Origin of the sequence: Campylobacter gracilis (assembly GCF_018374135.1) — a bacterium.
GTDB classification, from domain to species: Bacteria; Campylobacterota; Campylobacteria; order Campylobacterales; family Campylobacteraceae; genus Campylobacter_B; species Campylobacter_B gracilis_A.
In genome coordinates, this window is sequence record NZ_JAHAFS010000020.1 from 1 (window position 1) to 20,463 (window position 20,463).

18 protein-coding genes are annotated in these 20,463 nt (G+C 47.3%); 10 read left to right on the forward strand and 8 right to left on the reverse strand.

Annotated features, from left to right (window positions below):
* Positions 1–856: 856 nt before the first annotated feature.
* From KH703_RS08975 to KH703_RS08985, 3 genes are all read left to right on the forward strand, one after another.
* Positions 857–2,233 carry a GntP family permease gene (locus tag KH703_RS08975; RefSeq protein ID WP_304295528.1) on the forward strand — a complete coding sequence of 459 codons (1,377 nt, stop codon included), beginning with the start codon at positions 857–859 and terminating at the stop codon, positions 2,231–2,233.
* 332 nt (positions 2,234–2,565) lie between these two features.
* Positions 2,566–3,702, forward strand: coding sequence for a glycerate kinase (locus tag KH703_RS08980; protein ID WP_304295529.1), 1,137 nt, complete (start codon positions 2,566–2,568; stop codon positions 3,700–3,702).
* A 168-nt stretch (positions 3,703–3,870) separates the two neighbouring features.
* Positions 3,871–4,155, forward strand: a complete 285-nt coding sequence (locus tag KH703_RS08985) for a hypothetical protein (protein WP_304295530.1) — start codon at positions 3,871–3,873, stop codon at positions 4,153–4,155.
* 833 nt (positions 4,156–4,988) lie between these two features.
* On the opposite strand, the gene KH703_RS08990 is transcribed toward KH703_RS08985, so the two are convergent.
* The 3 genes from KH703_RS08990 to rpe all read right to left on the reverse strand — a co-directional run bounded on the left by KH703_RS08990 (position 4,989) and on the right by rpe (position 7,020).
* Entirely contained in the window at positions 4,989–5,195 is a 207-nt protein-coding gene (locus KH703_RS08990; RefSeq protein WP_304295531.1) for a hypothetical protein, read from the reverse strand.
* Between the two features lie 355 nt (positions 5,196–5,550).
* Positions 5,551–6,357 (reverse strand): 3'-5' exonuclease, encoded by an 807-nt coding sequence (locus KH703_RS08995; protein WP_304295532.1) that lies wholly within the window; start codon positions 6,355–6,357, stop codon positions 5,551–5,553.
* Positions 6,358–6,378: 21 nt separating this feature from the next.
* Positions 6,379–7,020, reverse strand: coding sequence for a ribulose-phosphate 3-epimerase (gene rpe / locus KH703_RS09000; protein ID WP_304295533.1), 642 nt, complete (start codon positions 7,018–7,020; stop codon positions 6,379–6,381).
* Positions 7,021–7,164: 144 nt separating this feature from the next.
* Between rpe and rpmB the strand changes: the two genes are divergently transcribed.
* The 4 genes from rpmB to KH703_RS09020 all read left to right on the forward strand — a co-directional run bounded on the left by rpmB (position 7,165) and on the right by KH703_RS09020 (position 10,165).
* Positions 7,165–7,356 carry a 50S ribosomal protein L28 gene (rpmB, locus tag KH703_RS09005; protein WP_304295534.1) on the forward strand — a complete coding sequence of 64 codons (192 nt, stop codon included), beginning with the start codon at positions 7,165–7,167 and terminating at the stop codon, positions 7,354–7,356.
* A gap of 18 nt (positions 7,357–7,374) precedes the next feature.
* Positions 7,375–8,505: a TrkA family potassium uptake protein gene (locus tag KH703_RS09010; protein ID WP_304295535.1), complete on the forward strand. Its 1,131-nt coding sequence runs from the start codon at positions 7,375–7,377 to the stop codon at positions 8,503–8,505.
* Positions 8,498–9,691 (forward strand): bifunctional glutamate N-acetyltransferase/amino-acid acetyltransferase ArgJ, encoded by a 1,194-nt coding sequence (gene argJ / locus KH703_RS09015; protein WP_304295536.1) that lies wholly within the window; start codon positions 8,498–8,500, stop codon positions 9,689–9,691. Before KH703_RS09010 ends, argJ begins: the two co-directional genes overlap by 8 nt.
* A gap of 243 nt (positions 9,692–9,934) precedes the next feature.
* Positions 9,935–10,165, forward strand: coding sequence for a YdcH family protein (locus tag KH703_RS09020; RefSeq protein WP_177387402.1), 231 nt, complete (start codon positions 9,935–9,937; stop codon positions 10,163–10,165).
* Between the two features lie 865 nt (positions 10,166–11,030).
* On the opposite strand, the gene KH703_RS09025 is transcribed toward KH703_RS09020, so the two are convergent.
* A complete protein-coding gene (locus tag KH703_RS09025) occupies positions 11,031–11,471 on the reverse strand; it encodes a hypothetical protein (protein WP_005873131.1) in 441 nt (146 codons plus the stop codon).
* 135 nt (positions 11,472–11,606) lie between these two features.
* Positions 11,607–11,960, reverse strand: a complete 354-nt coding sequence (locus KH703_RS09030; RefSeq protein ID WP_304295537.1) for a Fur family transcriptional regulator — start codon at positions 11,958–11,960, stop codon at positions 11,607–11,609.
* Positions 11,961–12,074: 114 nt separating this feature from the next.
* Here KH703_RS09030 and KH703_RS09035 point away from each other — a divergent pair, with 114 nt between their 5' ends.
* The 3 genes from KH703_RS09035 to KH703_RS09045 all read left to right on the forward strand — a co-directional run bounded on the left by KH703_RS09035 (position 12,075) and on the right by KH703_RS09045 (position 16,500).
* Positions 12,075–13,001, forward strand: coding sequence for a metal ABC transporter solute-binding protein, Zn/Mn family (locus tag KH703_RS09035; RefSeq protein ID WP_304295538.1), 927 nt, complete (start codon positions 12,075–12,077; stop codon positions 12,999–13,001).
* 3 nt (positions 13,002–13,004) lie between these two features.
* Positions 13,005–15,308: a DUF1007 family protein gene (locus KH703_RS09040; protein ID WP_304295539.1), complete on the forward strand. Its 2,304-nt coding sequence runs from the start codon at positions 13,005–13,007 to the stop codon at positions 15,306–15,308.
* A 241-nt stretch (positions 15,309–15,549) separates the two neighbouring features.
* Positions 15,550–16,500 carry a DUF3137 domain-containing protein gene (locus KH703_RS09045; protein WP_304295540.1) on the forward strand — a complete coding sequence of 317 codons (951 nt, stop codon included), beginning with the start codon at positions 15,550–15,552 and terminating at the stop codon, positions 16,498–16,500.
* 425 nt (positions 16,501–16,925) lie between these two features.
* On the opposite strand, the gene KH703_RS09050 is transcribed toward KH703_RS09045, so the two are convergent.
* The 3 genes from KH703_RS09050 to KH703_RS09060 form a co-directional block, all read right to left on the reverse strand.
* The gene (locus KH703_RS09050) at positions 16,926–17,078 is read right to left on the reverse strand and encodes a hypothetical protein (RefSeq protein ID WP_304295541.1); all 153 of its coding nucleotides are present in this window, start codon (positions 17,076–17,078) and stop codon (positions 16,926–16,928) included.
* A gap of 81 nt (positions 17,079–17,159) precedes the next feature.
* Positions 17,160–18,737: a phosphoglycerate dehydrogenase gene (gene serA, locus KH703_RS09055; RefSeq protein ID WP_304295542.1), complete on the reverse strand. Its 1,578-nt coding sequence runs from the start codon at positions 18,735–18,737 to the stop codon at positions 17,160–17,162.
* A 54-nt stretch (positions 18,738–18,791) separates the two neighbouring features.
* Positions 18,792–20,459, reverse strand: a complete 1,668-nt coding sequence (locus KH703_RS09060; RefSeq protein WP_304295543.1) for a 30S ribosomal protein S1 — start codon at positions 20,457–20,459, stop codon at positions 18,792–18,794.
* Positions 20,460–20,463 lie beyond the last annotated feature (4 nt).

Consider the following 20,463-nt stretch of genomic DNA (forward strand, 5'->3'; position numbering starts at 1 on the left):
CCCCCCCCCCACTGCCTTCAAGTAATAAAATTCCCGCCGTTCTCGAAGCTGAAAATTTCACTACTGCTAGCTTTGAATGAAATTCTATCGCCATATACTCGATCAAAATTTTAACTCGGGCGAGCTAAGATTATCGCTAGAAATTCTCGCATCCCGAGTGTTCTGGATCAAAATTTTGGAGATCAGGCATTGCCGCCGGTTTTTATCCGAGTCGCTACGCGCCGTTTTATCGCAGCCCTACCGACGCCGCTTCTGTCTTTGATTAAAATTCTATCTTTAAGAAAAGCTCATCTGACGCCGTTAAAATCAAAATTTCGCCGCTGCGCTAATAGTTTTAATAAAATTCAGACGCTGCTGCTGCAAGTAGTTTGCGATCAAAATTCTATCATCGCCGATTGTATATCAAAAGCCCTGCCACTGGCACCTCATCACTACCGTCGCCGATACTACGCCTTTAATTGCCTCTGCCGCAGTAGCAAACGCCGCAAAGCCGTCCGCATCGCTTACGCCCTTTAGCTACCAAAGCTGCGTGTAAAGCGCAGCGCCCCCCATTGCTGCGCCACGACGACAGATCTGCGATAAAATTTCCGCCGCCCGCCGCGCAGTGTGTCAAGCCAAACGCTGCAAATTTTAAAATTTTACCGCCTCTCGCCGCGCGGCACCGATAAATTCCAACCGATAAATTCCGCTAGCTAGTCCATCATTTCCGCATAAATCATAAATTTCCATAAATTTAACGCCGCCTTTCTTGCTTTATATTAAAATTTCGCTAAAATTACCGCATTAAATTTGAGGCGCAAACGGAGTTTAAGCTTAAACCGCTTGCGGGCAAATTAAATCCATTTAAGGAGCTTTTATGAGCGGTGTTGCGTTAATCATCTGCTTCGCCATAGCGGTCGTCGTGATGATTTTTTTGATCTCCAAAGCAGGCGTTCACCCATTTTTGGCGCTAATGCTTATCTCCCTGGCGCTCGCGATCGTCGCGGGCATACCGCTAGCCAAGATCCCCGCGATCATCGGCGACGGATTCAGCGGCACGTTTAAGAGTATCGGTATCGTCATAATCTTCGGTGCGCTCATCGGCACCGTACTCGAAAAGACGGGCGCGGCGCTCAAACTCGCCGATATGGTCGTAAACGTAGTCGGGCAGAAGCGCCCCGAGCTTGCGATGCTCATAATGGGCTGGATCGTGGGTATCCCCGTATTTTGCGACAGCGGCTTCGTCGTTTTAAATCCGATCCGCGAAGCGATCAGCAAAAAAATCGGCGAAAATCCGGCCGCTCTAGCAGTAGCGCTCTCCGGCGGACTTTATGCCTCGCACGTATTCATCCCGCCGACTCCGGGACCGATCGCCGCAGCAGGCGCCGTGGGTCTAGGCGGCAATCTGCTGCTCGTAATCGCAATGGGCGCGGTAGTGTCCTTGCCGGTGCTGATCGCCACATACTTTTTTTCTAAAAAGGTCGCCAAAAACGTCCATATAAGCGAAGCCGAAGCGAATGAAGTCATCGCTAAAAGCTACGACGATCTGCTTAAACAATACGGCAAATTGCCGGGCGGATTTTTGAGTTTAGCCCCTATTTTGGTACCGATCCTATTTATGGCGCTGGGCTCCGTCGCCAAGATCCTAAAAGTAGGCGGATTTGCGGGTGAAATTTCGCAATTTTTAGGAAATCCTATCATCGCGCTAGCCTTAGGCGTAGTTTTTGCGGTATTTCTGCTCGCACAAACCGGCAAACTAGGCGAATTTAGCGAGATCACCAACGAATCCTTAAAGATAGTAGGCCCGATCCTCTTCATCACCGCAGCGGGCGGAGTGCTAGGCAAGGTCATTACCGACGCCGGCTTCGTAACCTACATCAAGGACAATGCGACCGCGATTAAAGCCGCGGGGATTTTCTTCCCATTCTTAATCTCAGCCGTCTTAAAAACCGCGCAAGGAAGCTCCACCGTTGCGATCATCACTACAGCTTCGATTATGGGCGCATTTAACGCAGACGGCTCGCTGATGCAGGTACTGGGCTTTACCTCCGAAATGTCCGGCGCGCTTGTGGTAATGGCGATCGCAGCGGGCGCGATGACGGTTTCGCACGCTAACGACAGCTACTTCTGGGTCGTTACGAATTTCAGCAAAATGAACCCGCAGCAAGGCTACCGTACCCAAACAATGCTGACGCTAATTATGGGCATTACGGGTATGATCAGCGTGTGGGTTTTGTCGCTGTTTTTGATCTAGGTTAGCTTATTCTAGCCGCTACCGCGCTAAATCAGTGCGGAGCGCTACGGGCATCTAGCAGCGGCTAGCTACATAAAATTCTTTAAATTTACGTAGCTAGCTGTACCGCACAAATGCCCTAGTATTAAAATTTAGTATAGCGGAGTTTAAATTTACATACAAAGCCTCAAGGAGTAAAATTTTAAAATTCCACGACATGAAATTTCAAAATTTGCCCCATAAATTTGGCGACGAGATTTTAAAATTCTACTCTTGCTTCAGTCTCGTCATCGTAAATTTAGCCTACGCGCTGTAAAATTCCAAAATTTTAAAATACCAGCCAAAGGAAAAATATGAAAGTTTTGGTCGCGATCGACTCGTTTAAGGGCTCGCTTAGTTCGCTTGAGGCGGGCAACGCCGTAAAATCAGGCATCGAAAAGCTAGGCTGTGAGGTGCTCGTCAAACCTATCGCAGATGGCGGCGAAGGAAGCGTTGAAGCCCTTGCCGACGCGCTAAAAGCTAGGTTCATGGATGTCATCGTAGCAAATCCGTTAGGCGAAAAAACGCCCGCGCGCTACGCCTTAAAAGGCGAGCTAGGCATCTTAGAAATGGCGTCCGCATCGGGTCTGCCGCTCATCGAAAAATCACGCCGTAACCCACTAAAAACGAGTACTTATGGCTTTGGCGAGATGATAGCGCATGCGATTGCGCACGGCGCGCGAAAGTTTATCATCGGCATCGGCGGAAGTGCTACGAATGACGCGGGTATGGGTATGCTGCGCGCGCTTGGTTTTAAATTTAAAGATGCGAATGGCGTAGAGCTTGCGGGAGCGGGCGAGGATCTGATTAAACTCGCCACGATAGATTGCACTTCGGTGCTGCCACATCTTAAAGAGTGCGAGTTTCTTATCGCCTGCGATGTGGATAATCCGCTTTTTGGTGAAAACGGCGCGGCATATATTTACGCTCCGCAAAAAGGCGCGGATGCAGCGATGGTAAAGCAGCTCGATGCAGGGCTTATAAATTTCGCAAGCGTCGTAAGCAAGCACCTCGGACGCGAGCTTTGGAATAGCCCCGGAGCAGGAGCCGCCGGCGGGCTGGGCTTTGGCTTCGTGAGCTTTCTAAACGCGACGCTTAAGCCGGGCATCGACATCATCACCGAAGAGATCGGACTGGATCGCGATATGCAAGGCGCCGAGCTCGTCATCACAGGCGAAGGAAGGCTCGATTTTCAAAGCTCGATGGGCAAAACCCCCTGCGGTGTCGCAAAGATCGCCGCTTCCTACGGCGTGCCCGTAATCGCGCTAGCAGGCGGTATCTCGCCCTGTGTCGGTGGCTGTAACGAGCGAGGCATAGGCGCATTTTTTTGCATCCTAAACGAACCGATGAGCCTTGAGCGCGCGATGGAAAAAGAGACCGCAACACAAAATTTAGCCCGCGTCGCCGAACAAGCGGTGAGATTGTTTCTGCTAGGACGCGGCGCCAAATAAGGCTTTTGGACCAAAATTTTAAGGCGCGTCCGCTAAAACTTGCAGAGAGTGCGGCGCGTATGTGCGCAGGGATATGGCGCGGCGGCGGCTCACAGCAGACAAGCACGACAAAGTGCAGCAGGAGGTGAGCACAGCGAAGAAACGAAATTTTATGCAGGATAGATTTGCGTGCTTTTGAAAAACGCGGCGCAGCGCAGATACAGCGCTCGCGCGGCTTACAAGGCACAAAAATATACGCGAAGAAGCAGGCGAGAGCCTACAACGATGGACGTTGGTAAAGCGGCGGCTTGCGGCAAGAGGATACGGGCTATGACGTGCATGCGCGGCGAGCAAATACCGCGCACAGCTTGCGGCGAGCGGCAGAATTTCATCCGCCGCAGTCTGCGGCAAGCGAATAAATTTTACATTAGAGCAAAACCGAAGCGAGGCTTTGCCGAAATTTTGCCGGTTTGAAAAGGCGCACACTTCGGCGACAGCGCAGCGGCGGGCAGCATGAATTTTATGGCGCATTTGACTTCGCTGCGCGCAAAATGTACGCAAGGCGGGCTTTAAAACTCATTTCCAATCAAGCGGTTCGCGAACCCTCGCAATACATAACCTCAAGGCATGATTAAGACAGATAGAATTTTAAAATTTAACCGCTGTATTCGCAGTCTATGGAATTTACAACGTAAATTTAAAAGCAGCGATCCGCTTTATAAAATTCCGTTTCGAATTTTAGTCCGCGATATGTCCGTCTTGAGGCGAAAAAGACCGCTCAATCGCAAAATCGCGCTTCTTGTAAAAATGGCGCTCCCAAGCAGCGCGCATTACTTCGCCCGCTCGCAAAGCCCGTCAAGCCCTCCGATGACGCTTTGATGAGAGGCGGGCTGCGTCTGCGTAAATTTTGTATTATTAAGATCGCAGATTTGCTTATTGCTAAATTTAGTGCATATACGGCGGCGGTCGTACGTCGCTACGATAGAAGCGGGCTTGCATTAGTTTTGCTCCGATCGCGCTGTGTTTTGCGATAAAAATTTATGAAATTTCATTTTCAATCGGCGCCGTGAAATTTTATAAAGCTCCATTTTAAAATTTGCGGCACGGGCGCGTACCGATCAGATCGTCAAGCTAAAATCAAATATCAAAATTCCAAGCGGCAAATGCAGAAGACCCTCGCGTCTAGCGTATCTGCGGCGGCGACACGGGCACGCTAAATTTATCGCTTTTGGGACGCAAAAAGACGCGCAGGCGCGGGCAAAATTTATTGATTTTAGAGTTTAAAGCATCGAATTCGCGCGCCTAGGCTAAGTTTTAAATTTAAAACGCACGACGCTTCGGACGTATCCGCGCGACTGCGAGCGCTCATAAAATTCGCCCGAAGCAAGGTTGTAAAACAGCGGACGGGCGCAAAATTTATCGCCGCAAAAATCAAAGCCGCGAAAGCAAAAAGGCTCCACGAGCGCTCGCTGCCGCACCCGCCCGAGCAAATTAACCGCCTGGTTAGCATACATGGGGGCGCCGCTGCGGGCATTTGTACTTAAATCCGGTGCGCGATCGCAATGCGATTTAAAACCGCGCCTGCTTAAATTCGCGCCGTTTCGGTTCGCTCGCAATCACATCTCGCCGCAGTAGCGCTTTAAATTTGCGCCGCCGCGATTTGTGCGCATTCAATCGCTACGGCAAGGGTAAAATTTCAAAATCTAGGTCCATATGCGCCGATTTGCGCCGCCCAAAATCGCTCGGAGCTAATTTATGCTACCGCAATCCGCGCAGATTAAAGCGCCGCCGCTTAAAAGCGCAAATTTTACTTCCCAAACGGCGGCGCGAAATTTCACTAAAATTTCATCTTTTAATTCCGCGCGCGATTTATAAAATTTCGCCCTCGCCGTGCCCCAAAATCTGCGGCCTAGGCAGCGCCAGGCTCTTTGCGGTCTTACTAAAAAGTATCAGATCCTCGGTGCTTTGCACGCTCCACGGCAGCCGCGAGAGCGCGAATTTAAAAATTTCAAAGCAGGAAATGGCGTCGCTAAATGCGCGGTGGTGGACGTTTTGCACGCCTAAAAGCTCTTTTAGCGAGCCAAGGCCGTATCTTTGCGCCTCTATCGTGCGGCGCGCGAGCTCGACGGTGCAGAGCCTGCGATTTAAAAGCATCCCAAAGCCACATTTTTGCAGGCTCGCGTCGATAAAACCGTAGTCAAATTTGACGTTGTGTGCCACAAAAACGCTATCGCCTAAAAACAGTCTAAACCGCTCCAGCACGCTAGCTAGCGGCGGCGCGCCCATAAGATCGTCCGCGCAGATCCCCGTAAGCTCCGTGATATTTTCGGGCACGACGGGCGCGTAAACGAAGCTTTCGAAGCGGTCAAGCTCCTGCGTGCCGCGCGTTTTTATCGCGCCAATTTCGATGATCTGGCCGTTTGAGAGCCCGCCGTTTGTCTCGATATCTACGAAGCAAAAAATTTCATCCGAAATATCCGTCTCGCGGGTCTTGAGCGTGATTTTGCCGTTGTCTAGTTTAATGATATCTATGCCGAGCGCGCGCCACATCGAGAGGTCTTTGGGCTCGAAAAGCTCGGTAATTTCGGCAATATCGCTTGCTTTTGAGATAAAATCGTAATAATTTATGCTCTTTTGAGCTAGTAAATTTATGAGATTTTCGATTCTATGCGTCAAAATTTTACCCCTGTATCGCGCCTAAATTTTAAGCGCACGGATCGCCTCTGCGTAGTCGTTTGAAGAAAATATGTAGTTGCCCGCTACCACGACGTCGGCGCCCGCTTCGTCGATATCTGCGATATTCAGCCCGTTTACACCGCCGTCGACCTCGATGAGGCATTTTGCGCCTTTGCGGTCGATCAGCTCGCGCAGCTGCCTAATTTTCTCAAGCGCCGAGGGGATAAATTTCTGCCCTCCAAAGCCCGGATTGACGCTCATTAAAAGCACCATATCGACCTCACCCAAGATAAACTCCAGCATGCTAAGCGGGGTGTGCGGATTTAGCACGACCGCGGGCGAGACGCCGCTGTGGCGTATATGATCTATGAGGCGCAGCGGATGGGTCTCCTCCTCGATGTGGAAGCTAAGAAATTTCGGCTTTAGCGGCAAAAAAAGATCGACGAAAAACGGCACGTTTTTAACCATCAAATGGATGTCTAAAGGCTTGCTGCTTGCCTTTGCCGCGGCGCTTGCTACGAGCGGTCCGATCGTGAGATTGGGTACGAAATGCCCGTCCATCACGTCTACGTGAATGAGATCGGCGCCCGCTTCGCAGACTGCGCGAATTTCATCGCCTAAGCTGCCGAAATCCGCCGATAAAATGCTGGGTGCTACATACATTAAAATTCCTTTAAAATTTCAAGATTCGGAATTTTACTTAGTTTTGTCATAAATTTCGCTAAATTTAAACCGCGGCGGATTTTAAGCATAATTTGAAATTTTTTCGCTATAATCGCCATTTATTTTAATCATCAAGGATTTATTATGGCAAGAAGATGCGCAATCACCGGCAAAGGTGCGATGGTAGGAAACAACGTCAGCCACGCAAATAACAGGACCAAAAAGAAATTCCAGGTCAATCTACGCACCATCCGCGTTCAGCTAGAAGACGGCTCAACCAGACAAATCAAAGTAGCCGCCTCAACTCTACGAACTATGAAAAAACAATCAAAATAACCTCTTAAAGAGGAATTTATGTCTGTTTTGGACAAGATCAAGCGATTCCTCGACTGGTCCGGCTCGACTAAGCCGGACATCAACCTCTACACAGAAATTTACGACCAGCTACGTCCTTTTCGCTTACCGCTTATAACCATCGTGCTGATGATGCTAATCGGCACATTAGGCTATGTCTTTATAGCGGGCTTTTCGCTCGTAGACGCCTTTTATCAGGCGGGTATGACCTTTACGACAGTAGGTTTTACCGAAGTAGCGCCGATATCGCCCGCGGGTAGAATTTTTACCGTCTTATTCATCCTCATGGGCTTTGGAACCTTTTCGTTTTGCCTGGGCGTCGTCGTCGAGGTCATAAAAAACGGCAAACTTCAAAATTTACTTAGGGAGCAACGAATGATCAATAACATCGCAAGGCTCAAAAACCACTACATTATCTGTTACAACAACATCTACTGCGCCGAGCTTGCCAAGCAGTTTCGCGAAAATCATCTGCCTTTTGTCGTGATCGACCCCGATCCGAATTTAGCCAGAATCGCCGAAGAAAACCGCTATCCATATTTCATCGTAGGCGAGCCGCATGTAGAAACCACGATGCTAAAAGCACATCTGTCATCTGCAAAATCCGTCATCACGCTAAGTCCAAATTTAGCCGATAATATCGCAATAATCTCGCTGGTGCGCCTATACGAAAAGGAGCTTGGTCGCATCACCCCCTACTTCATCATGGCAAATAGCGATGATGACAGCGACACCGAGAGGCTAAAAAAACTCGGCGCAAATTCTATCGTCTCGCCATCCAAACTCGCTGCGCAGAGGCTTTCGGCGATAAGTGTGCGCCCCGATATGGAAAACATTTTGGAGCGGTTTTTGTATAAAAAAGACTCGCTTATCGATATCGAGGAGATCACGGTGCCCGATTTTTCGTGGATCCGCTTCAAACGCTTAAAAGAAACTCGCTTGCGCGATTTTACAAACGCCGACGTCGTGGGAATCAAAGAGCCCAACAGTCGCTTTATCCCGATGCCCGATGGCGACTACCTCATCGGTACGGGAGTGAAATTTTTAGTCATTGGCACGGCAGAGGGCATCCGCAACACCAAAAAACTCATCCGCAGCAAATACAAGCCACAGGAGATGAGATATGTTTAAAATCGCTAAGCTCGAGGGCGGCTTGCAAAATGTCGAGGGCTTTTATTTTGACGGCGTAAATTCTGGCTTTAAAAAAGAGGGGAACGATCTGGGATTTATCCGTGCGGACGAGCCCTTTGCCATAAGCGCGATCTTTACGAGCAATAAATTTCAAGCTGCGCCGATTAGGCATTTCAAAAGGGCACAAGAGCGCGCGGGCGGGGAGCTTAAAACAAATTTTATCCTCGTAAATTCTAAAAACGCAAACTCGATGACCGGGGAGCAAGGCATCGCTGATATCGATGAAATTTTTAGTGAGTTTGGCAAAAAGACCGCTCTGATAAACCCCGTTATGAGCTCCACCGGCGTCATCGGATACCGCCTCAAAAAGGAAAAAATTATCGCCGCCGCGCAAAATTTTAACCTCTCGGCGCGAAACTCAGATGCCTTAGCCACCGCCATTATGACGACAGATACGATAAAAAAAGAGCTTGCGTATGAAATTTCTTTAGAAAACGGCGATAAATTTCACATCGCAGCCGTTTGCAAGGGCGCAGGCATGATCAATCCTGCGCTTGCGACCATGCTCTGCTTCGTCCTAACAGACGCAAAAATACCGCGCGCGGATATGGACGAGCTGCTAAAAAAAGCGGCAGAGCAGAGCTTCAACACAGTAAGCGTTGACGGCGACACCTCCACCAACGATACGATTATGCTCTGCAGCAGCGCCAAATGCGCCTACGAAAAGGAGGCCTTCGCCTCTGCGCTAAACGCCCTTACGCACGAGCTTGCGCTAATGCTGGTAAAAGACGGCGAAGGCGCAAACAAGCTGGTGCGATTTAGGCTAAGCGGTGCCGCAAACGCCGAAGACGCCCGCACGGCGGCAAAGGCGCTAAGCAATTCGCCGCTTGTTAAAACGGCGATCTTCGGCGAAGACCCGAATTGGGGTCGCATAGCCTCCACCATAGGCGCCTGTGGCATAGAATGCGACGAAGAAAAGCTGCGTATCAAATACGACGACGTGCTGCTTTATGACGCACAAAATCGCGAACTGGACGCCGCGCGCGAGGCTGCAGCTCACGCCGTGATGCAACAAAAAAGCTTTACGATCTGGTGCGATTTAGGGCTCGGAGAGGGCGATTTTAGCGCGTACGGCTGCGATCTTAGCTACGACTACGTAAAAATCAACGCCGATTATAGATCATAAAGATTCACAGCTCGCTTCATAATAAAAATTCCGTCTCGAAAATAGCGAATAGCAGCAGGGCTTTAAAGCTCTGCTCTTAAAATTTTATCATTTAAATTTGCCTATTTTAAATTTTTAAATACTAAAATTTTACCTCTTAAAATCTGGAATCTCACGCGTGAAATTCAGTCTAAATTTGATAGCTGAAATTAGGTTTTAAGCGCTTTATTGATATACTTGAATAAATTTTTTAAAGGAGTAGGCATGTTTCATGAATACAGAGATTTAATCACTGAGTTAAAAGGCAAAAACGCGCGATTTGATTCGCTTTTTGAGAAACACGACGAGCTGGATCACAAGATCGCCGACGCACAAGCCGGCAGAGTGCATATGAGCGATCTGGAGATCGATGCGATGAAGAAAGAAAAGCTTCGCATAAAAGATGAGCTAGGCACCCTGCTAGCGCAATATAAAGCCGAAAAGGCAGATAAATAAAGTTGCTTGCGGCGAAATTAAGATGCAGTAGAGTGCTAGCAAGGCTTATTTCGCCGCTAAGCTTTAATCCGCGTTTAGAATTTTCTAATCGCAATAAGTTTAACCGCTTAAATTTGCCTCGCATTATAGAGATATTAAAACAGCACGTCAAAACGAATTAAAATTTATACCGCACACTTTACCATATTGACACCGCTAAATAATTTTTACGTATCGGCTACATCACTGCATATACCAACGCGGTATTAGCGCAATCAAATATAATTCGTTACGGCTCTCTATCGCGCCCTTTCCGCTTCCAAAAATATCTCTTGCTGAATATATTTTGCGCTACAGAGCAAATTAAAATTTACGCTGCGTCGCCCTGCAGCCTAGCTTTTAAATTTTACTTTGCAGCGAGCATTTTCTAGCAAATTTCAAATCTTGCGTTTTGCTTATTGCGGGCGCAGTACCTACTTTTAAAATTCCGCATTTCGCAGAAATCTAAAGTGGCGCTAGAATTTTAGATTCCCGTTTCACGCTAGCCGCGAAATTTCAAATTCGCAGACTCCGGCCAAGCGCTAGTTTATGTTAGAGCCTACTTTAATCTCTTCACGGAATTTAGCCAAGCTTGTTTATTTTAACCCGCTTCGTTGAGCTTTAAAAATTTAGATTATTTCTTTGATCGTATCGGATAATGCCTGCCGACACAGAATTCCTAAAGCTAACCTATTTGTTATATGTGCAATTAAAAGCGGCGCTAACGCGGAATTAAATAGTGTAAGTGAGATCTGTAAAAGGTGTGAAATTTAATCATAGAATTTTAAGTGCTAAGGATTTGCGATAGAATTTCGCAGCGCAAATCAAACCCCAAAGCTAGCCTAGCCTACTCGAAAACCTTTGCTTCTAAGCCATGTAGCCTTTGCAAGCCGATATCGATATATTCGTTAAGCTTCTCATTATTTTCCAGCAATTTGTCGTAATAGCTCTTGGCTCTTTCTCTCGCGGTCGCATCAGGCTCGATATACTTTAGCCCACTTTTGAAAAATCCTTTGGATTCCACAAAATAGATCGAGTGAATCTTCTCGCAGTGCGATAGCCCTGCTTCAGTGTAGTTTAAAATCGATTCGTACGCGATGTTGCCCAACAGCTCCTGCAGTCTATTTGCGGGATTTTTAAAAAACTCGGCGAACTCCTTATACGGCGTAAAAACCTGATCCAGGTTTTTCATCGCATCGCCGTAGATACCCTTTTTCAGACGGAACATCGTCATTTCTTGAGAACTCACAAACTTCTCTATTGCTTTTATCGTATCGTTTTTATTCACTGAATTTTTCCCTTTTAAAATATGAAACGCTCGGATTATATCGTTTGTTTTATAAAAATCCGTTAAAAATCGGTTAAATTTTACCCTAGCGTTTTAGCCAAATTTCTTCGAGCGCTTTTTATTAAATTTCCCGCCTCAGCCGCCGCACTTCTCGCACAATCCTCGCACGAGCACGCTTTTGACATTTTTTTGTGGCAAAGCTGGCATCGAAATCTCCTCCATTTTATGGCAGTTTTCGCAGACAAAATACGCTTTTGCGCCGTCGGTGAGCTCATAAAAGCTTTTATGATTATTTTCGCTGGTAATTATCAAATTTTTCTCTTCCAAAAGCGCTATATTGCGATATATCGTGGTTTTATTAGCGCCCGTTAGTTCTACTAGTTCATCATAGCTTACCGGGCATTTTTTCTCGCTTAGGATCTGCACGATCTGCACTCTAAGTGCTGTAGGAGCGATATCGTGACTCGCTAAAAAATCTTTGGGATCCATTTTACGCCTTTTTTAAAATTTAAGCGATGATAGCGAAATTTAGATAAATTTATATTAAGTTGCAACTAAGTTGCTTTTGATATACTTCCGCAATTTTTTTTGGAAAGGAATTTTATGAAAAAGCTTGTTTTCACGCTTTTAGCAGCTAGTTGCGTAGCATTCGCCAAACCTACGGTCACCACGACCATACTTCCGACGAAGTATTTTGTTGAACAGATCGCAGGCGATACCTTGCAGGTAAATACTATGGTCGGCAAAGGCGCTGATCCGCACACATACGAACCTAAGCCTTCGGAGATGAAAATGCTAGAAAATAGCGATCTGTATTTTGCAGTCGGTATAGAATTTGATGAAGTCTGGCTACCAAAGCTTGCCGCATCGTATCCGAAGATGAAGATAATCCGCACCGAAGATGGCATCACTAAAATGGCTATGGCAGAGCATCACCATCACGACGAACATGATCATAGCGCACATCACGATGATCACGATAATGACGCGCATCATGAGCATGGCGACAAAGATCACGAGGCGCACGAGCACCATCACCATCACGGCGGTTTAGACCCACATATCTGGCTCGATCCGCAGCTTGTAAAAATTCAAGCTAAAAATATTAGAGACGCGTTAACCAAACAGTATCCTAAGGATGCTAAAATTTACGAAGCAAATTTCGATAAATTTGCTAAAAAGCTTGACGAGCTAGACGCTTACGCAAAGCAGAAATTAGCGGGCGTCAAGGGAAAGAAATTTATGGTTTATCATCCGTCTTGGGGCTATTTTGCGCACCGATACGACCTGGAGCAGATCGCGGTCGAAGTGGAGGGCAAGGAGCCTAAACCTGCGGATTTGGCCGAGCTGATAGAGGAAGCCAAAGAGGAAAAGATCAAGGTGATTTTCGTCGCACCGCAGTTTTCCAAAAAGGCAGCGCAAACTATCGCCGCGCAAACGGGCGCAAAGGTTATAGAGATCGATCAGCTGCCGCTAGATTGGTACGAGACGATGAAAAAGACGATCGACGTTTTCGGAGAAAATTTGTAGTTGATGAAATTTATTAAAATTTTAATTTTATCCGCGATCTTTAGCTCGCGGATATTTGCGTGCGCTCTGTGCGCCCTATATACACCCACTGCGCACGTTAGCATTACCCCCGTCGCACAAGACGGCAGGATCGTGAGCCTACATTTTTCGTGGCTTTTCTCTCAAAATTTTACCGACGTCATAATGCAGACCTACGATATAAATTCCAATGGCAAGCTTGAAAATAGCGAGCTTGCCGAGATAACTAAAGCGATGACCGATTATCTAACCCCCAAAAACTACCTTTGCGAGGCGGAATTTTACGATCAAGCGCCAAAAAACGCAAAGCCTGCGCTTAACAACCTCGTAGGCACGCAGATCAAGGGAAATTTTAAAAACGCAATAAGCCTCGTCAAAAAGGGCAGACTCATGTTTGAGTTCGATCAAAAGGTCGGCTTCGAGCTGCACAATAACCGCGTTCTTAAAATTTCCATTAACGACGATCAGGGATTTTTCAATTTCAAAATGCTTGACGACAAGCCCATTAATCTAGGCGAGGGCTTTGTAGCGAAGCCTAATTCAAATTTAGCCACCACTTTTATAGAATTTAGCGGCGAAAAACCAAAGATCGCAGATAAAAAACCGCCAATTTCAAGCGCGCCAAACTCCGATTTAGCGCAGGATAGCCTTGCATCTAGCGAGCAGAGTCTTGCGGGCTCAGAGGATAAACTTGCGCAAGGCGGGCAAGCTAAACCGAATTCCAGCTCGGCGCGCAGATCAAACCAAAGATCCGTCGGCGACATCGTTTCGGAAGCTGCAGCAGAGGCGCAAAAAAATATAGCCGCTTCGAATACTATCGCGCAGATTAATAAAGCCGCAAAAAAGGACGCGCAGGCAAAAGGTGGTCCCGCAAATTCCGACCGCCTTAACAGCGAAAGCTTAAAGGTCGCTGCAAAAAACAGCGAAAATGCCGCGGCTTCTTTAGGCGACGATTTAAATTTAGTTCAAAATGGGGACGATAAAAGCGCTGCGATAAATTTTAATAAATCCACAAATTCTGCGACGCCTGCAGATAAAGGCGCGGGTGAAAATTTTGCTGCGAGACGAGACAACTCTTTAAATTCCGCGCATTCTACGCAAAATTTTGCGACGCCGCCCGTGGAGAGTTCTTTAAATTTAACGCAAAATAGTGCGAGCAAAAACGGCGCCGCATCCGACAGTGACAATATTTCAAGCGAGCCACAAAAAGAGGCTACGCTGGGATTTGTCGCGCAAAAGACGATGGATTTTATGAAAAGTCTCAAAACGGCGTTTCGCGCAAGCAGCGAGCACGCAAGCGCAAGCACCATCCTATGGGTCTTGGCGCTTTCTTTCATATACGGCTTTTTCCACGCGGCAGGCCCAGGGCACGCGAAGCTGCTAACGGCGAGCTATTTCTTAGCCCATGGCGGCAGCTACGTCAAGGCCTTTGGATTTGCCCTTAAAATCGGGCTTCTACACGTCCTAGGAGCGCTCGTTTTGGTAAGCGCGAGCATGTTCGTGCTGCAAAACGTTGCAGGCATAGTTTCTGCAAACTCCGCCTCGATCACTACGAAAATTTCGGCGCTTCTGATCATCGTTATAACGGCGCTCATCATCTACGACAAAGCTCGCCGCGTAAGATCGGGCGCCCACCACGATGCGGGCTGCTCCTGCGCCGCTTGCGCTTCCGCCGCAAACACCGCAGAAACGGACGCGCACTTAAAAAATACGGCATTTGCAAACGCCGAGAATTCCGCTCACGCAGCATCAAAGAGCTATAAATTTTCTAAATTTAAAACCCCTAGCGGCGAATCTGCGCAGTATTTGGATACTAAAAATTTAGGCGCCGCGGCGGCAGAGTCAAATTCGGATTCAAATTTAACCGCAAGCCTAGAAGAAAACTCGTCTAGCCAAAACAAGCAAAAACAGGCTTTAAATTCTGCAAATTTCAAAAACCAAACCTCATCTCGCTCGCTACAAAATGGCGCGACCTGCGGCGGCGAGAAAGGGCGAGAGTGGCTTATCGCGCTTGCGGCGGCGCTCGTGCCCTGCCCCGGCACGATCCTAATTTTCGTGCTTGCCTTCAGCCTCGGAAGCTTCGCGCTTAGCGTTGCGAGCGCGCTTTTCATCGGTTTTGGAATGAGCGTCGTGATATTTTTAGCCGCGCTTTTCGGCGCGAAAGCAAACGAGCTTAGCTCAAAGCGGCTCGTAAGCCTGAAGCTTTACGTCGAATTCTTGGGACTTTTCGTGATGTTCGGGCTCGGGATTTTTATGTATTTCCTCTCAGACAACCTCAGGGTGCTGTGATCGCAAAATTTAAACGCAAATTTACAAAAGCGGCTCGCGTGAAATATAAGTTTACGCGATACGTTAAATTTTAAATCCGGTGCGGACATAATTTCAAAGAGTAAGATTTTAGAATTTACGCCGCGCGGACTGCATAAATTAAGCTCCGATCTCGACCATTCAATTATGCGGCGGAATTCGCTCTTTATAAATCACGTTAAATTTTGCTACAATACGGGCGAAATTTTTCTCAAGGATAGATATGTCGCCTTCTTTGCAAGATGCTATTTCACAGACTTTAATCGAGCAAAAAGCGTGCGCTAGAGTTTTTAATAGATATTACTACCTCAGTATAGCCGTCATTTTAGCGATCATACCTATAGGGCTGTACCTAGACGGCGTTAAAGTAGACACTCCTCTGATAAAAATTGCCGAATTTTTGGGCGCCCTGATCTTTTTTCAGATCTTTTGGATATTTCTTCTTCATTGTGCCGGTCAAGAAACTGAAGCGGAAATTCGCTACTACAAATTTTATAAAGAGATATTCGTCCGCGCCGTAATAAACGATATAGATGCCGGTTTAAAATACGATCCATATACCGGCATGCAAGAAGAGGAATTTCAAAAATTTAGAATTTATAGGAAATCTAGGATCAAAAGCGAGGATCGGATTGCGGGCGTGCACTGCGGGATTAAATTTAGCCTCAGCGAGGTACATAGTAATGGTAGGTTTTACATGAAAACGGATAATCCGCTCATAGCGGCGATTATGTTGATCAAAATATTCTACGATAATTATATGGACTTTGACGGCAACGTACTGATCTGCGAGCTCGCGAAAAAAACCTCGGGCAAAACGATAGTGGTAAGCAGGGAGCTAAACGCCAAGATCTTCGGCGAAAAAGAGATGATGGACGATGTGGATTTTATGCGCGATTTTCGCGTGTTTGCGGATGACAAAGTAGAAGCGCGCTATCTGCTAACGCCCGCGTTTATGGAGCGTCTGCGCGAAATAAATCGCGAAACGAGCGGCGAGTTCAGCTTGAGCACGGTATTTATGGATGAGCGCTTATATCTATTTTTAAACGGTGCACCCGATCTTTTTGAAACTACGCTTTTTGGTAGGCCCGCTAGCATAGAGCTCGCGCGCGAATACCAAACGCAGATCCGCAAAATTTTAAGCCTAATCGAAACACTTAAACTCACAAATTAGCAGGGCGCATTGCGGCTGAAATTTTGCATCGAGCAAATTTAGGTCGGGCGGAATTTTCACAGAAGCGCAATTTCGGCAAAAACGTAAAATTTAATCAGCAGTACGATCTCTCGGCGGTTGCCAAATTTAACGAGTGATACGATTAGAGATGAAAGTGCCTGTCGCGCATAAATTTAAAGCAAAACGCCTTGCCGTTGTCTTATAAATAAAATTTAACACTCCGATGCTTCCTGGAAGCGACTCTTGTTTAGCTCTTCATGCCCAAAATAAAATTTGATCGCGTTTCGCATCGCAGCCTCTAGCTTTTAGTACCAAACCCGCATAGCGACAAATTGAATCGGCGGCGCCCGTGATGATGAAATTTAAAAGTAGATCTGCAAGGACGAAATTTAAATTTAAAAGCAAACTCACGACGAGAGTTAAATTTAGAGCGCGTGCGGCTTTTGCAAAAGCCGCACGCTAAAACCGTATTTGCCTAGCCGCATACTGCAACGTACGTCAAGCGCTAGCTCTGCACGTACGTCAAGTTCCGCCAAAATACTCGCCACGCGTTCCTGCATCGTCTCATAAAACACCATCGTAAGCTGTATTGTAAATTTAAATTATAAAGAATTTGGATGAGGCAAAATTTAAAATTTTGCCTCCTAAGCGGAAAAGGATTAAAGCGCTGCGTAGCGCACCATTAGGCAGGTTTGAAGCGCCGCTAGTTTATCGAGCGTGCTTTTTTGCACTTCGGAATCAACCAAAATGACCGCCAAAGCATCCCCCTCCTCGCCTCTGCCTAAGCGAAAATCCGCGATATTGATGTTCTCGTCGGCTAGGATCGTGCTTACGGATTTGATAACGCCCGGCACGTCGGTATTTTTGAAGATTATCATCTTGCCTTTCGGCTTAAAATCGGTCTTAAATCCGCCGATATTTACGATACGCTCCTCGCTTCCGTCAAAGACCGTGCCCGCGACGTTTGAGATCGCCTCGTCGGTCATGATTTTTACCGCGATCTCGCTTTTATAGACGCTGTTTGCAAGCTCGCCGAAGCTCGTATCGATCCCCTTTTCATCCGCAAGAAATTTTGCATTAACGTAGTTTAGCGAATCGCCCAAAGAATCGTGCAGCGCGCCTACGATGGCAAAAACGAGCATCGATTTTAGATACTGAACCACCTCGCCGCTGCCCTCGATGCGAATCGATTTGATCGGGCCTTTGTTGATCTGCGCCGCAAGATAGGCCATTTTGGAGACTAAATTTATATACGGCTCGATACCGCGCGGCAAATCCTCGAGCTTAAGCGGCAAATTTAAAGCGTTTGGATAGTTTAAGCCGCGTGCGGCGCTGATCGCCTGCTCTGCGGCTTCTCGGGCGATATTGCTTTGCGATTCGAGCGTATTTGCTCCAAGATGCGGAGTCGCACTTAAATTTTCGATATCCAAAAGCTCGTGATCGGTCGCAGGCTCTTTGTCGAAAACGTCGATGCCGAGATACGCGATCTTGCCGCTGCGTAGATTGTTTGCGAGCGCTTTTTCGTTATACAGCCCGCCTCTAGCGCAGTTTATTAGGCGCACGCCGCCCTTCATCTTCGCTATTTGCGGCTCATCGATCATATTTATCGTCTCTTGATTTTTCGGCGTATGGATCGTGATGAAGTCGCAAGATAAAATTTCATCGAAATTCTTCGTATATTTTACCCCGAGCTTCGTTGCCTTTTCGGGTTCGATATACGGATCATAGGCGATGACGTTCATCCCAAACGCAAGCGCGCGCACCCCCACGCGCGAGCCGATGTTTCCAAAGCCGATGATGCCGAGGCTCTTTTTATAAAGCTCGGTGCCGTACCACTTCTCGCGCTTCCAAATTCTATTAATTTTCAGATCGTTGCAGGAATTTACATATTTGCGCGCCGCATTTAGCAGGTGGCACATGGTCATTTCAACCGCGGCGATGGTGTTTGCCGTAGGTACGTTCATCAAAATAATGCCGCGCTTGGAGCAGCCATCGATGTCGCAGTTGTCGACGCCCACGCCCGCACGCACGATCGCTTTTAGCTTGGTGCCGGCATTTAGAAATTTCTCATCCACTGCCGTAGAGCTTCTGGTAATCGCGACGTCAGCATCGCCTAAAATTCCGTATAGCTTGCTCTTGGGCACGTTCGTAGCGTCGATTACTTTAACGTCCGATTCTTGCTTAAGCAGATCAAAACCAATTTTGTGGATTGCGTCGCAGACTATGATAGTTTTCATTAAATTTAACCTTTTGAAGTAGGTCCGCAAGGCGGGGATGCCTTGCGGGAGGAATTATTTATTTAGTTGATCTTTGATCAGATCCCCTAGGCTTTGCTTCTCGTCGTCGTTACTATTGATCTCATTTAGCGCCTCGCGCTCCTTCTGATGAGCCAGCCTGCGCACGCTTAGGCGGATTCTGTTTTTCTTCTCGTCGATAAAGGCGATCGCAGCCTCGATCTCGTCGCCCACTTTTAGGCTATCTACGCTTACGTTGCCAAGATCTTCCTTGCGGATAAGCGCGTCGATACCGCCTCCAAGCTCGACAAAAATTCCGAACTCTTTAATATCGCGGATCTTGCCTTTTACGACATCGCCTTGATTGTGGCTCTTGGCATAATCGCTAATAGGGCTATCGCCGAGCTCTTTGTGGTTTAGAGAAATTTTTTGAGTATCTTTGTCGATCTTGATGATCTTAACCTCGATCTCGTCGCCTACTTTGAATAAATTTTTGCATTTCTCGCCGCGATCCCACGAAGCGTCTTCGTTATGCAAAAGCCCCTCTACGCCGTCGATCCTTACGAACGCGCCGAAATTTGTAATCGTAGTGACGCTGCCTTTTAGCACGTCGCCTACTTTGTATTTAGCTACGAACTCGTCAAAAGGCTTGGTGAGTAAATTTTTAAGGCTTACGCGCAATCTGCGCTCGCTAGGGTTAATCTCTACGACTTCGACGTCAAGCTCCTCGCCCTCGCTGATGAAATCTTTCGGATTTTTGATATTTTTATCCCACGAAATTTCGCTGATATGCAAAAAGCCCTCGATGTCGTTGCCAAGATCGACAAACGCGCCGTAAGGCTCGATATTGCTTACTTTTACGCGGATAGTATCACCCACTTCCAGGCTATCTTTGATCTCGTTCCAAGGATCTGGCATCGCCTCTTTGATCGAAAGAGAGAGATGCTTTTTATCGTTGTCGTATTTGATAACTTTAACCGGAACCTTATCGCCCTCTTTGTAGAGCGAGCTTGGATTTACCGGGCCTTTGTATGAAATTTCGCTGTAGTGCACGAGTCCGTCCACGCCGCCTACGTCTACGAACATACCGTAGGTAGTGATTTTTTTAACGATGCCTTCGATGATGCCCTCAGTGGCGATTACTTTTTCGATCGCCTCTTTGCTTGCTTTGCGATCCTCATCAAGCAGCTTCTTGCGCGATACTACGATGCTTTGTTCGTCTCTATCGACCTTGATGATCTTTACTTTAAAATTTTTACCGACGGCGCCATTTGGGTTTTTAAGCGCACTTTGCGAGCGCGGCATAAAAAATTCCACGTCATCTGCATTAGCGCAAACGAAACCGCCCTTATTAAACGATAGAATTTTAACGTCATAGACATTTTCTGCGTTTTCATCATAGGAGTCGATGAATGCCTTTACTTTTTCCTTCTTTAGGGCCTTTTTATACGATACGACCGGGCGACCGCCTCTGCTTCCGATAATAGCGACTTTGATGTCATCTCCTACATTAACCTGCGGGTTTCCTTGATCGTCGCTAACCTCGGCGGCGTCTAAAATACCCTCCGACTTCCTGCCTACATCTATGAAAACCTCGCCGTCCTTAAGGGCGATAACCTTACCTGTGACGACCTCGTCGCGAGACTTCCCGGTGTCATACTCCTCTAACAATGTCGCAAAATCTTCCTCTGCGTGGTTTTGAACCTTCTCGTTCACCTCAGCCATATGC